We start from the raw sequence: 11,793 nt of genomic DNA on the forward strand, positions 1-11,793 counted from the left end.
GGTCTTGTCGACGAGAATGGCCATCCCGCTTATCCTTTCACCGCTTTGACAATCTTCTCGGCCGCATCCGACAGGTCGTCGGCCGAGGTCACGTTGAGGCCGCTATTGGCGATGATCTCCTGGCCCTTTTCGACATTCGTGCCTTCCAGCCGCACGACCAGCGGAACTTCCAGGCCGACTTCCTTCACCGCGGCGACGATGCCCTCGGCGATGATGTCGCAGCGCATGATGCCGCCGAAGATGTTGACCAGGATGCCCTTGACGTTCTTGTCCGAGGTGATGATCTTGAATGCCTCGGTCACCTTCTCGCGGGTCGCGCCGCCGCCGACGTCAAGGAAGTTGGCGGGTTCGGCGCCATAGAGCTTGATGATGTCCATCGTGGCCATGGCCAGCCCGGCGCCGTTGACCATGCAGCCGATCTCGCCGTCCAGCGCGATATAGTTCAGGTCGAACTTCGACGCCGCCAGTTCCTTGGGATCCTCCTCGCTTTCGTCGCGCAGGGCCATGATGTCGGGCTGGCGGTACAGCGCGTTGTTGTCGAAACCCATCTTGGCGTCGAGGCATTTCAGGGTGCCATCGGTGGTCACGATCAGCGGGTTGATCTCCAGCATCTCCATGTCGCGTTCGATGAACAGGCGATAGAGGTTGCGGATCAGGGCCACGCATTGCTTGACCTGCCCGCCCTTGAGGCCAAGGGCGAAGGCCACGCGGCGGCCGTGGAAATCGGACAGGCCCGAGGCCGGATCGACGCTGAAGCTGACGATCTTGTCGGGGGTGTTGGCGGCGACTTCCTCGATATCCATGCCGCCCTCGGTCGAGGCGACGAAGCTGACGCGGCTGGTGCCGCGATCGACCAGCAGGGCCAGATACAATTCGCGCTCGATATCGCTGCCGTCCTCGATATAGATGCGGTTGACCTGCTTGCCGGCGGGACCGGTCTGGTGCGTGACCAGCGTGCGTCCCAGCATCTGGCGGGTCAGTTCCTCGGCCTCGGCCACGGATTTGGCCAGACGCACGCCGCCCTTCTCGCCGGCGGCGGCTTCGGCGAAATGGCCCTTGCCGCGGCCGCCGGCATGGATCTGCGCCTTGACCACCCACAGCGGGCCGTCCAGCTCGCCCGCGGCCGATTTGGCCTCGTCGGCCTTGGTCACGACACGACCGTCGCTGACCGGCGCGCCGTAATGGCGCAGCAGCGCCTTGGCCTGATATTCGTGAATGTTCATCGCGACCCCCTCATCGGTTCTGCAGATTTGCCGGTGTCTTGGCACAATCCGGGGGGGAGGCGAAAGGATTTCCAAGCCGCATTGCGAAAAACGGCCAGAAGACCGCGATTGTGATCACAGCCCGAAAGACTGTGATCACAAAGAGCTTTTCGTTAACGGAACCAGCGCGACCCCGGGGGCCGGCGCGGCGGAGTCCCGGGGTCGCGCGGCGCGGCGTGACGCGCGGGCATGACCACCGGCGGGGGAGCGGCGGGCAGGGCCAGGTTCGCCCCGTCACGCCGCATCGTCGCGCCGCGCGCAGGGGTTCACGCCTTTGTCGGCTTGATCTTCCGGGCGGCTGCGGTCAGGTTCGCCGCGATTTTGCAAAGGCCCCCCGGATGTCCAGCCCCGCGCCCTTTTCCCGTTACGAATTCCTGATCGCCTGGCGCTATCTGCGGGCGCGCCGGGCCGAGGGCGGGGTCAGCGTGATGACCTGGATCAGCCTGATCGGGATCGCCCTCGGCGTGATGGCGCTGATCGCGACGCTGGCGGTGCGCGCGGGGTTCCGGGCCGAGTTCGTGGACACGATCCTGGGCGCCAATGCCCATACCAGCGTCTATCTGTCCCCGCAGCAGATCCGGAACCCGCTGACCGACGAGGTCTATGTCACCCCCGGCCGGATCCGGGATTACGACGCGATGGCGGCCCGGCTGGCCAAGGTGCCGGGCGTCCTCCGGGCCGAGCCGGTCGTGCGCGGCCAGGTCATGGCCACGGCCAACGGATCGTCGAACGTGGCCGAGGTCTATGGCGTCACGCCGGACGATCTGAAGGCGATGCCACGGATCGTCGATCCGGCGACCTCATCGGGCAATGTCGATGATTTCGACAACGGCATCGCCATCGGATCCGGCATCGCGCGGGAATTGTCGCTGGGTGTCGGCGACAAGCTGCGCCTGATCGCGCCCGAGGGCGCGCGCACCGCCTTCGGCACGACGCCGCGGGTCAGTGCCTACGAGGTCGTCTATGTCTTCAGCGCCGGCCGCTATGACATCGACCGGACGCGGATCTACATGCCGCTGGCCGAGGCGCAGCGCTATTTCAACCGCGAGGGCGCGGCCGACGAGATCCAGGTCTATGTGACCGATCCCGAGAAGGTGGACGACTGGACCCTGCCGCTGATGCGGGCGGCGGGCGAGGGGGCGCAGGTCTGGTCGTGGAAGGATTCCTCGGGCTCGTTCCTGTCGGCGCTGGACATGGAGGATGACGTGATGTTCGTGATTCTGTCGGTGCTGGTCCTGATCGCGTCGATGAACATCACCTCGGGCCTCATCATGCTGGTCAAGAACAAGGGCCGCGACATCGGCATCCTGCGCACGATGGGGCTGACCGAGGGCGCGGTCCTGCGGGTCTTCTTTCTCTGCGGGGCCTTTACCGGCGTGATCGGGACCCTTGCGGGGGTGATCCTGGGTGTCACGCTGGCGCTGAACGTGGACAACATCATGGCCGCCATCAACGCGCTGAGCGGCGGCGGCGCCTGGCAGCCCGAGGTCCGCGGCATCTATCGGCTGCCGGCCGAATTGCGGGCCTGGGACATCTTTCGCGCCGTCGCCCTGTCGCTGGTCCTGTCCTTCATCGTCACCATCTTTCCCGCCCGCCGCGCCGCGCGGATGAACCCGGTGGAGGCGCTGCGCTATGAGTGACGTGTTGCGGCTGGAGGCCGTGTCCAAGACCTATGGCAAGGGCGGACCGGCCCCGGTCGAGGCGCTGCGCCCGATCGACCTGTCCGTCGCGCGCGGCGAGGTCGTGGCGCTGGTCGCGCCGTCGGGGGCGGGCAAATCGACGCTGCTGCATATCGCCGGGCTGCTGGACACGCCGGATGGCGGCAAGGTGTGGCTGAACGGGCGCGACATGACCGGCCTGCCCGACAGGGCCCGGACCGAGGCGCGGCGGCGCGAGCTGGGTTTCGTCTATCAGTTCCACCACCTGCTGCCCGAATTCAGCGCCGCCGAGAATATCGTGCTGCCGCAACTGGCCGATGGCCGGGCCGCGCGGGATGCGGCGGCGCGGGCGGAGGGCCTGCTGGACCGTGTCGGGCTGGCCCATCGGGCCGCCCATCGCCCGGCCGAATTGTCGGGGGGCGAACAGCAGCGGGTGGCCTTTTGCCGGGCGCTGGCCAATGCGCCGGCGCTGCTGCTGGCGGACGAGCCGACCGGAAACCTGGACCCCGGCACCTCGGACCGGGTGTTCGACATGCTGATGGCGCTGGTTCGCGAGACCGGGCTGGCCGCGCTGATCGCGACGCATAATCACGACCTGGCGGCGCGGATGGACCGGGTGATCCGGCTGACCGGGGCCGCCGGCGACACCCCGCCGGGCTGACCTTCGCAGGCCCGGCCGCGCCGCCCGGCCTGTTGCAGCAAGACCACATCCGCCGGCCCGATCACCTTTTCCGGCGATCCCTTGCGAATCCCGCGCGTTGGGCAGACATCGACGCAACCATTCGACAGCAAAGGAGAAATGGTATGAAATTCGCAATCATCTCCACCGCGGCGATCCTGACGGCCGGTGCGGCTTCGGCCGGGGGCTATACGGCGCCCGTCGCCGAAAGCAGCCCCGCCATCATCACCGCGCCCGTGGTCGAGCAGGGCCCGAACTGGGGCGGCTTCTACGGCGGTCTGCAATACGGCAAGGGCAATGCCAGCCTGTCGAACGGCGGCTTCGACGAAAATCTCGACGCCTATGGTCTGCACGGCGGCTATCTCTACGACATGGGCCGCTATGTCGTCGGCGGCGAGCTGGATTACAACAAGATCAATCTCGACAATAACGGCGGCGATGGCGACCTGGCGCGTCTGAAGGGCCGCGCCGGGATGAAGTTCGGCAGGTTCATGCCCTATCTGACGGCCGGCTATGCCCGGATTTCGACCAACCAGGATGCGGGCGACGTGTCCGAGGGCGCCTTTGCCTATGGGCTGGGGGCCGAATACATGGTCAACAACCGGTTTTCGGTCGGCGCCGAATACACCCGCCAGGACTTCAAGGACGTGTCCAACGTGAACGGCCTGGATCTGGACACCGACATGGTGCAGATGCGCGCCTCGTATCGCTTCTGATCGCGGACGGGTTTCTGCGACAGGACGGGCGGCCCCTGCGACCGCCCGTCTTTTCATTCACCGGAAGGGATGTTCCAGGCGCGTCGCGGCGCATCGCGGCGCGGCCCGCGCGGAAGGCGCGGTCAAACGGGCCGATGGCGGGATTTTGCAGGAATGCGCGGCGATCCGTCGCCGTTGACCCCGGTGGCCCGCAAGGCTAAACCGGCCACAGCCAACCCGTCGCGGGCAGCCACCGATCCCGCGGCCGAAAGGGGGATTCGCCCGTGGAACCATTGTTGCAGGAATATCTGCCCATCCTCGTCTTCGCGGCGATGGCCTCGGCGCTGGCGCTGGTCCTGATGCTGGCGGCCATCGTCATCGCCGTGCGCAATCCCGACCCCGAAAAGGTCAGCGCCTACGAATGCGGTTTCAACGCCTTCGACGACGCGCGGATGAAGTTCGACGTGCGCTTCTACCTGGTCTCGATCCTGTTCATCATCTTCGATCTGGAAATGGCATTCCTGTTTCCCTGGGCTGTCAGCTTCGCCGGGCTTTCGGATCCGGCCTTCTGGTCGATGATCGTGTTCCTGATCGTGCTGACAATCGGCTTTGCCTATGAATGGAAGAAGGGGGCGATGGAATGGGCGTGATGACAGGCGCGAACACCGCCGGCCCCGACCGCGAGGTCGCGACGCAGACGCTGAACCGCGAATTGCAGGACAAGGGTTTCCTGCTGACCACGACCGAGGACATCATCAACTGGGCCCGCAACGGGTCGCTGCACTGGATGACCTTCGGTCTGGCCTGCTGCGCGGTCGAGATGATGCAGGTCTCCATGCCGCGCTATGACCTGGAACGCTTTGGCACCGCGCCGCGCGCATCGCCGCGCCAGTCGGATCTGATGATCGTCGCGGGCACGCTGACCAACAAGATGGCGCCCGCGCTGCGCAAGGTCTATGACCAGATGCCCGAGCCGCGCTATGTCATCAGCATGGGAAGCTGCGCCAATGGCGGCGGCTATTACCATTACAGCTATTCGGTCGTGCGTGGCTGCGACCGGATCGTGCCGATCGACATCTATGTTCCCGGCTGTCCGCCCACCGCCGAGGCGCTGCTATACGGCATCCTGCAACTTCAGCGCCGGATCCGGCGCACCGGCACGCTGGTGAGGTAAGCCATGTCCGTCTATCCCGATCTCGACGCGCTGGACCAACTGGCCGATCACATCAAGCTGCGCCGCTCGAACGAGGTGCTGGATACCGCGATCGCCCATGGCGAGCTGACCGTCGCCTCGACCGTCAGCGGCGTCCTGGATCTGGTCGAATTCCTGCGCACCGATTCGTCCTGCCGCTTCTCGACGCTGGTCGACATCACCGCCCTGGATCACCCCGAACGGCAGCAGCGTTTCGACGTGGTCTGGCATTTCCTGTCGATGTATCAGAATCACCGTATCCGCGTGAAGGTCAGCGTCCGCGAGGATGAGCTGGTGCCCTCGATCATCGGCATCTTCCCCAGTGCGAACTGGTTCGAGCGCGAGATCTTCGACATGTTCGGGATCCTGTTCTCGGGCCATCCCGACCTGCGGCGGCTCTTGACCGATTACGGCTTTCGCGGGCATCCGCTGCGCAAGGATTTCCCGACCACGGGCTATGTCGAGGTGCGGTATGACGAATCCGTCAAGCGCGTGGTCTACGAGCCGGTGAACCTGACCCAGGAATACCGCCAGTTCGATTTCCTGTCGCCCTGGGAGGGCGCGAAATACGTCCTGCCGGGCGACGAGAAGCAGGGGGCGAAGTGATGGACGGCGATATCCGCAACAATGTCTATGACGACGGTTCTTCCGACACGCTGACCGGCGAACAGCGCATCCGCAACTTCAACATCAACTTCGGCCCGCAACACCCTGCCGCGCATGGCGTCTTGCGGCTGGTGCTGGAGCTGGACGGGGAGGTGGTCGAACGCTGTGACCCGCATATCGGGCTGCTGCATCGCGGCACCGAGAAGCTGATGGAAAGCCGCACCTATCTGCAGAACCTGCCCTATCTGGACCGGCTGGATTACGTCGCGCCGATGAATCAGGAACATGCCTGGTGCATGGCCATCGAACGGCTGTCGGGTGTCGAGATTCCGCGCCGCGCCAGCCTGATCCGGGTGCTGTATTCCGAGATCGGCCGCATTCTCAGCCATTTGCTGAACGTGACCACGCAGGCCATGGACGTGGGCGCGCTGACCCCGCCCCTGTGGGGCTTCGAGGAACGCGAAAAGCTGATGGTGTTCTACGAGCGCGCCTGCGGAGCCCGCCTGCACGCGGCCTATTTCCGCCCCGGTGGCGTGCATCAGGATCTGCCGCCCGACCTGATCGACGATATCGAGGCCTGGTGCGATCCGTTCCTGAAGGTCGTGGACGATCTTGACGGGCTGCTGACCGAGAACCGGATCTTCAAGCAGCGCAATGTCGATATCGGCATCGTCCATGAACAGGACGTGCTGGACTGGGGCTATTCCGGCGTGATGGTGCGCGGTTCGGGGATGGCCTGGGATCTGCGGCGGTCGCAGCCCTACGAATGCTATGACGAATTCGACTTTCACATCCCGGTCGGCAAGAATGGCGATTGCTATGACCGTTATCTGGTCCGCATGGAAGAGATGCGCCAGTCGGTCCGCATCATGCGGCAGGCGATCGACAAGCTGCGCGAACCGGCCGGGCAGGGCGACATTTTGGCGCGCGGCAAGCTGACCCCGCCCCGGCGCAGCGAGATGAAGCGCGACATGGAAAGCCTGATCCACCATTTCAAGCTGTATACCGAGGGTTTCCGGGTTCCCGCCGGCGAGGTCTATGCCGCGGTCGAGGCGCCCAAGGGCGAGTTCGGCGTCTACCTGACCAGCGATGGCACCAACAAGCCCTATCGCGCCAAGCTGCGCGCGCCCGGTTTCCTGCATCTTCAATCCATCGACTGGATGGCCAGGGGCCACTTGCTGGCCGATGTTTCCGCAATTATCGGCACGATGGATATCGTGTTCGGAGAGGTTGACCGCTGATGCTTCGCCGACTGAGCCCCGAACAACCCGACGGCTTCGCCTTCACGCCCAAGAACCGGGAATGGGCCGAGGCACAGATGACCAAATACCCGGAAGGCCGCAGGCAATCGGCGATCATCCCGATCCTGTGGCGCGCGCAGGAACAGGAAGGCTGGCTGTCGCGCCCGGCCATCGAATATTGCGCCGATCTGCTGGATCTGCCCTATATCCGGGCCCTGGAAGTCGCCACATTCTACTTCATGTTCCAGCTTAAACCCATTGGATCGGTTGCCAATATCCAGATATGCGGCACCACGACCTGCATGATCTGCGGGGCCGAGGCGCTGATCGAGGTCTGCAAGCGCAAGATCGCGCCCAATCCGCACATGGTCTCGGCCGACGGCAAGTTCAGCTGGGAAGAGGTCGAATGCCTGGGCGCCTGCGCCAATGCGCCGGTGGCCCAGATCGGCAAGGATTACTACGAGGATCTGACGCCCGAAAAGCTTGAACGGCTGATCGACGCCTTTTCCGAAGGTCAGGTGCCGCTGCCCGGTCCGCAGAACGGCCGTTTCGCATCGGAACCCGCGTCGGGGCTGACCAGCCTGACCGAACGCGAGGGCAATGAGCTGAATGCCAGCGCATCGCTTGCGCGGCGTCATGGCGACACGGTGAAGCGGATCGACGGGACCGAGGTTCCGATCCTGACGAAATGGCTGGATCGCGACCGCCCCGCCGCGGCCGCGGATGATCAGACCGGGCTCGATGCCGGGCCCCGGCACGACCCGCGCCCCGCCAATGGCCAGCCCGCCGACAAGACCGGCGTGACCGAACACGAGGCACAGGCCGCCTCGGCCGCCAATCCGCCTTCCGACCGCGAACCCGAGGGCGTGCGCGCGCAGGAAGATGCGGTCGAGAAAGACGACCGCGGCGATGCCCGCAAGGCTGACGGCGACACCGCCGCACCCGCCGATGCGGGCCGCCGGCCCGAGGGGCTCGATGCCCCGAGGGACGGCTCTGCCGACGATCTGAAATTGATCAAGGGGGTCGGGCCGAAGCTGGAGGAGATGCTGAACGGAATGGGCTTTTACCATTTCGACCAGATCGCCGCATGGGGTCCCGAGGAACTGGCCTGGGTCGATGCCAATCTGGAAGGTTTCAAGGGAAGGGCCGGCCGCGACGACTGGACCGGACAGGCCAGGGCGCTGGCCGATGACGGCGAGACCGGATCGTCGCGCCGCGCCGCGCAGGACGGAGGCCGGGACGGCGAGGAGTCAGGCAAGGATTGACCTGATACGGGTCTGACACGGGGACAGGCACATGGCGGATGCGAACTGCAACAGAAATTGTTGGATTGCCGGGGCCGGGCTGGGCCTTCTGGTCTGGATTTTCAGCGCGGGCATCGGCTCGGCCGGCTGGCTGGGGGGATTGTTTCTCGGCATCATCGCCGGTGTGCTTCTGGCGCTGCTGCTGATCTGGGCGCTGTGCCACGGACACGCGGCGATGGACGGTTCGCACTGGCATCCCGGTTCCCGGCCCACCCGCGCCGCCGATCCGGTCGAGACGCCCCGTCCGCGTGGCAGCGAATCCGAGGCGGCGATGGCCTTCGCGGGCGCCGCCACCGCGTCACCCGTTCCGGCCGCGCAGCCCGACCACCCCGCGCCGCAGGCCGATCCTGCGCCGCAAGCCGATGTCGCGCCCTCTGGCGAGGCGCAGGCCGGCCGTGGCGGCCCGCGGCCCGAGCCCGAGAAGAACGACATCCATTCCTCCGCCAGCGATCCGGCACGGGCAACCGATGCCGGCGCGGCCGCCACCGGACCGACGGACGCGGATCCTGCCGCAGCGGATGATCTGAAGCAGATCAAGGGCGTCGGACCCAAGCTGGAGGAAACGCTGCACGAACACGGCGTGACCCGTTTCGCGCAGATCGCCGCCTGGGACGAGGCCGAGATCGACCGTTTCGCCGAGATCCTCGGCCGCATGGGAACGCGGATCCGCAGCGAAGACTGGGTCGATCAGGCCAAGGTGCTGGCCTCGGGCGGCGAGACCGAATTTTCCGCCCGGGTCGAGAAGGGTGACGTGTATTGATGGCGGGACGGCCGGACCGCGACACCGCCCAGATCCGGCAGGCGGCCGTGGTCATCGCGGTGGCGATGACCGCCTGGATCGTCGTGCAATGGCTGGGCGCGCGCTATGGCTGGGCGGCGCGGTGGGCATTCCTGGCCGATCTGGCCGCGATCGGCGCTTTTGTCTGGTCGCTGATCGTGACCTGGCGTATCTGGCGGCGCAGGAACGACTCCTAGCCCGTGGATGAGAGGAACAAGAGTCTGATGCTGCAAGACCAGGACCGCATTTTCACCAATCTCTATGGCATGGGCGATCTGGGCCTCGATGCCGCGAAAAAGCGCGGCAACTGGGACGGCACCGCCGATCTGATCGGGCTGGGCCGCGACAAGATCGTCGAGATCGTCAAGGCATCGGGGCTTCGCGGGCGGGGCGGCGCGGGCTTTCCCACCGGTCTCAAATGGTCCTTCATGCCCAAGGAAAGCGATGGCCGGCCCGCCTATCTGGTCATCAATGCCGACGAATCCGAACCCGCGACATGCAAGGACCGCGAGATCATGCGCCATGATCCGCACACGCTGATCGAAGGCGCGCTGATCGCCAGTTTCGCGATGGGCGCCCATGCCTGCTATATCTATATCCGCGGGGAATATATCCGCGAGCGCGAGGCGCTGCAGGCTGCGATCGACGAATGTTATGACGCGGGGCTGCTGGGGCGCGATGCGGCCGGTTCGGATTGGGATTTCGACCTCTACCTGACCCACGGCGCCGGCGCCTATATCTGCGGCGAGGAAACGGCGCTGCTGGAAAGCCTGGAAGGCAAGAAGGGGATGCCGCGCATGAAGCCGCCGTTTCCGGCGGGCGCGGGTCTTTATGGTTGCCCGACCACGGTGAACAATGTCGAATCCATCGCCGTGGTGCCGGCGATCCTGCGCCGGGGCGCGGAATGGTTCGCGGGTTTCGGCCGGCCGAACAATGCCGGCGTCAAGCTGTTCGGCCTGACCGGGCATCTCAACAATCCCTGCGTCGTCGAGGAGGCGATGTCGATCCCGCTGAAGGAACTGATCGAGAAACATGGCGGCGGCGTGCGCGGCGGCTGGAAGAACCTCAAGGCGATCATTCCGGGCGGGGCGTCCTGCCCGGTCATCACCGCCGAACAGGCGGAATCCGCGATCATGGACTATGACGGGATGCGGGATCTGAAATCCAGCTTCGGCACCGCATGCATGATCGTCATGGACCGGGACACCGATGTGATCAAGGCGGTGTGGCGGCTGGCGAAGTTCTTCAAGCATGAAAGCTGCGGGCAATGCACGCCCTGCCGCGAGGGCACGGGCTGGATGATGCGGGTCATGGAACGGCTGGTGACGGGTCAGGCCGAGGTCGAGGAAATCGACATGCTGCTGGACGTGACCAAGCAGGTCGAGGGCCACACGATCTGCGCGCTTGGCGATGCCGCCGCCTGGCCGATCCAGGGCCTGATCCGCAATTTCCGCGGCGAGATCGAGGACCGGATCAAGGCGAAACGCACCGGACGCATGGGAGCGATGGCGGCGCAATGATGTCCGCGCGTGCATATGCTCACGCCGCGCGCACGGGGTCGTGTGGGGAAACCCGTGCAGGCGGCTGTTATGGCAGGGGCCATGACAGAAGAAGGGCACGGACGATGAAACGACAGAACCGCAACCGCGTGGCGACCGCTCTGGTCGCGATCCTGGGAATGGCCGCGACGCAGGCCGCCGCGCTGGAGCCGCTGGCGCAGGAAAAATACATCAATGACCGTCTGATCGCGGCGCGGATCGCCGATCGCATCCGCCGCGAATGTCCCAGCATCGACGGGCGCGTCGTCTTTGCCTTCATGCAGGCGCGCGCGCTGAAGAAATACGCGCGCGACAAGGGCTATTCCACGGCCCAGATCGAGGCGTTCCTGGACAGCCGCGCCGACAAGGACCGCATCTATGCCGTGGCCGAGGATTATCTGGACCGGAACGGGGCGGCGGCCGGGGATGCCGACAGCTTTTGCCGCCTGGGGCGGCAGGAAATCGCGAAGAATACGGTCACGGGATCGTTGCTGAGCGCAAGGTAAGGAAAGTGATGATGGCCGATTTGCGGACAATCAAGATCGACGGCGCCGAGATCGAGGTCGATCCCAATCTGACATTGATCCAGGCCTGTGAACAGGCGGGGATCGAGATCCCGCGCTTCTGCTATCACGAACGTCTCTCCATCGCCGGCAATTGCCGCATGTGCCTGGTCGAGGTCGTGGGCGGCCCGCCCAAGCCCGCCGCCTCCTGCGCGATGCAGGTCAAGGATCTGCGCCCCGGTCCCGAAGGCGCCCCGCCCGAGGTCCGCACCAACAGCCCGATGGTCAAGAAGGCGCGTGAAGGCGTGATGGAGTTCCTGCTGATCAACCACCCGCT

General features: G+C 65.5%; 14 protein-coding genes. 13 read left to right on the plus strand and 1 reads right to left on the minus strand.

All coding sequences use genetic code 11. The features are described 5' to 3' along the window. Positions 1-29 precede the first annotated feature (29 nt). Positions 30-1,223, minus strand: a complete 1,194-nt coding sequence (gene sucC, locus B4L36_RS11860) for an ADP-forming succinate--CoA ligase subunit beta (protein ID WP_292957399.1) — start codon at positions 1,221-1,223, stop codon at positions 30-32. A gap of 377 nt (positions 1,224-1,600) precedes the next feature. Here sucC and B4L36_RS11865 point away from each other — a divergent pair, with 377 nt between their 5' ends. The 13 genes from B4L36_RS11865 to B4L36_RS11925 form a co-directional block, all read left to right on the plus strand. Further along, on the plus strand, positions 1,601-2,902 hold the full coding sequence (locus B4L36_RS11865) for a lipoprotein-releasing ABC transporter permease subunit (RefSeq protein ID WP_292957403.1): 1,302 nt from the start codon (positions 1,601-1,603) through the stop codon (positions 2,900-2,902). Next, the gene (locus B4L36_RS11870) at positions 2,895-3,581 is read left to right on the plus strand and encodes an ABC transporter ATP-binding protein (RefSeq protein ID WP_292957406.1); all 687 of its coding nucleotides are present in this window, start codon (positions 2,895-2,897) and stop codon (positions 3,579-3,581) included. Before B4L36_RS11865 ends, B4L36_RS11870 begins: the two co-directional genes overlap by 8 nt. A gap of 143 nt (positions 3,582-3,724) precedes the next feature. Continuing rightward, positions 3,725-4,315, plus strand: coding sequence for an outer membrane protein (locus B4L36_RS11875; RefSeq protein WP_292957409.1), 591 nt, complete (start codon positions 3,725-3,727; stop codon positions 4,313-4,315). 263 nt (positions 4,316-4,578) lie between these two features. After that, complete coding sequence (locus tag B4L36_RS11880) at positions 4,579-4,944, plus strand: NADH-quinone oxidoreductase subunit A (protein ID WP_292957412.1); 366 nt, start codon at positions 4,579-4,581, stop codon at positions 4,942-4,944. Further along, positions 4,944-5,468, plus strand: coding sequence for a NuoB/complex I 20 kDa subunit family protein (locus B4L36_RS11885; protein ID WP_292957415.1), 525 nt, complete (start codon positions 4,944-4,946; stop codon positions 5,466-5,468). Before B4L36_RS11880 ends, B4L36_RS11885 begins: the two co-directional genes overlap by 1 nt. Before the next feature lie 3 nt (positions 5,469-5,471). Further along, positions 5,472-6,092, plus strand: a complete 621-nt coding sequence (locus tag B4L36_RS11890) for an NADH-quinone oxidoreductase subunit C (RefSeq protein ID WP_292957418.1) — start codon at positions 5,472-5,474, stop codon at positions 6,090-6,092. Then, positions 6,092-7,333 carry an NADH-quinone oxidoreductase subunit D gene (locus B4L36_RS11895; protein ID WP_292957421.1) on the plus strand — a complete coding sequence of 414 codons (1,242 nt, stop codon included), beginning with the start codon at positions 6,092-6,094 and terminating at the stop codon, positions 7,331-7,333. The genes B4L36_RS11890 and B4L36_RS11895 overlap by 1 nt, the downstream gene beginning before the upstream one ends. Then, complete coding sequence (locus tag B4L36_RS11900) at positions 7,333-8,598, plus strand: NADH-quinone oxidoreductase subunit E (protein ID WP_292957424.1); 1,266 nt, start codon at positions 7,333-7,335, stop codon at positions 8,596-8,598. The genes B4L36_RS11895 and B4L36_RS11900 overlap by 1 nt, the downstream gene beginning before the upstream one ends. Before the next feature lie 31 nt (positions 8,599-8,629). Continuing rightward, positions 8,630-9,397, plus strand: a complete 768-nt coding sequence (locus B4L36_RS11905) for a helix-hairpin-helix domain-containing protein (RefSeq protein WP_292957427.1) — start codon at positions 8,630-8,632, stop codon at positions 9,395-9,397. Then, positions 9,397-9,612, plus strand: a complete 216-nt coding sequence (locus tag B4L36_RS11910; RefSeq protein WP_292957430.1) for a DUF5337 domain-containing protein — start codon at positions 9,397-9,399, stop codon at positions 9,610-9,612. Before B4L36_RS11905 ends, B4L36_RS11910 begins: the two co-directional genes overlap by 1 nt. A 27-nt stretch (positions 9,613-9,639) precedes the next feature. Further along, positions 9,640-10,935: an NADH-quinone oxidoreductase subunit NuoF gene (gene nuoF, locus B4L36_RS11915; RefSeq protein ID WP_292957433.1), complete on the plus strand. Its 1,296-nt coding sequence runs from the start codon at positions 9,640-9,642 to the stop codon at positions 10,933-10,935. 104 nt (positions 10,936-11,039) lie between these two features. Then, positions 11,040-11,459: a DUF5333 domain-containing protein gene (locus B4L36_RS11920; protein WP_292957436.1), complete on the plus strand. Its 420-nt coding sequence runs from the start codon at positions 11,040-11,042 to the stop codon at positions 11,457-11,459. 11 nt (positions 11,460-11,470) lie between these two features. Then, a partial coding sequence (locus B4L36_RS11925; RefSeq protein ID WP_292957439.1) for a 2Fe-2S iron-sulfur cluster-binding protein occupies positions 11,471-11,793 on the plus strand: 323 nt, incomplete at its 3' end.

This window comes from Paracoccus sp. UBA889 (assembly GCA_002294185.1).
Classification (GTDB): domain Bacteria; phylum Pseudomonadota; class Alphaproteobacteria; order Rhodobacterales; family Rhodobacteraceae; genus Paracoccus.

Excerpts from the sequence above, each read along its gene's own strand:
- sucC (WP_292957399.1), bottom strand. The coding sequence starts at position 1,223 with ATGAACATTCACGAATATCAGGCCAAGGCGCTGCTGCGCCATTACGGC.
- B4L36_RS11865 (WP_292957403.1), top strand. The coding sequence starts at position 1,601 with ATGTCCAGCCCCGCGCCCTTTTCCCGTTACGAATTCCTGATCGCCTGG.
- B4L36_RS11870 (WP_292957406.1), top strand. The coding sequence starts at position 2,895 with ATGAGTGACGTGTTGCGGCTGGAGGCCGTGTCCAAGACCTATGGCAAG.
- B4L36_RS11875 (WP_292957409.1), top strand. The coding sequence starts at position 3,725 with ATGAAATTCGCAATCATCTCCACCGCGGCGATCCTGACGGCCGGTGCG.
- B4L36_RS11885 (WP_292957415.1), top strand. The coding sequence starts at position 4,944 with ATGACAGGCGCGAACACCGCCGGCCCCGACCGCGAGGTCGCGACGCAG.
- B4L36_RS11890 (WP_292957418.1), top strand. The coding sequence starts at position 5,472 with ATGTCCGTCTATCCCGATCTCGACGCGCTGGACCAACTGGCCGATCAC.
- B4L36_RS11895 (WP_292957421.1), top strand. The coding sequence starts at position 6,092 with ATGGACGGCGATATCCGCAACAATGTCTATGACGACGGTTCTTCCGAC.
- B4L36_RS11900 (WP_292957424.1), top strand. The coding sequence starts at position 7,333 with ATGCTTCGCCGACTGAGCCCCGAACAACCCGACGGCTTCGCCTTCACG.
- B4L36_RS11905 (WP_292957427.1), top strand. The coding sequence starts at position 8,630 with ATGGCGGATGCGAACTGCAACAGAAATTGTTGGATTGCCGGGGCCGGG.
- B4L36_RS11910 (WP_292957430.1), top strand. The coding sequence starts at position 9,397 with ATGGCGGGACGGCCGGACCGCGACACCGCCCAGATCCGGCAGGCGGCC.
- nuoF (WP_292957433.1), top strand. The coding sequence starts at position 9,640 with ATGCTGCAAGACCAGGACCGCATTTTCACCAATCTCTATGGCATGGGC.
- B4L36_RS11920 (WP_292957436.1), top strand. The coding sequence starts at position 11,040 with ATGAAACGACAGAACCGCAACCGCGTGGCGACCGCTCTGGTCGCGATC.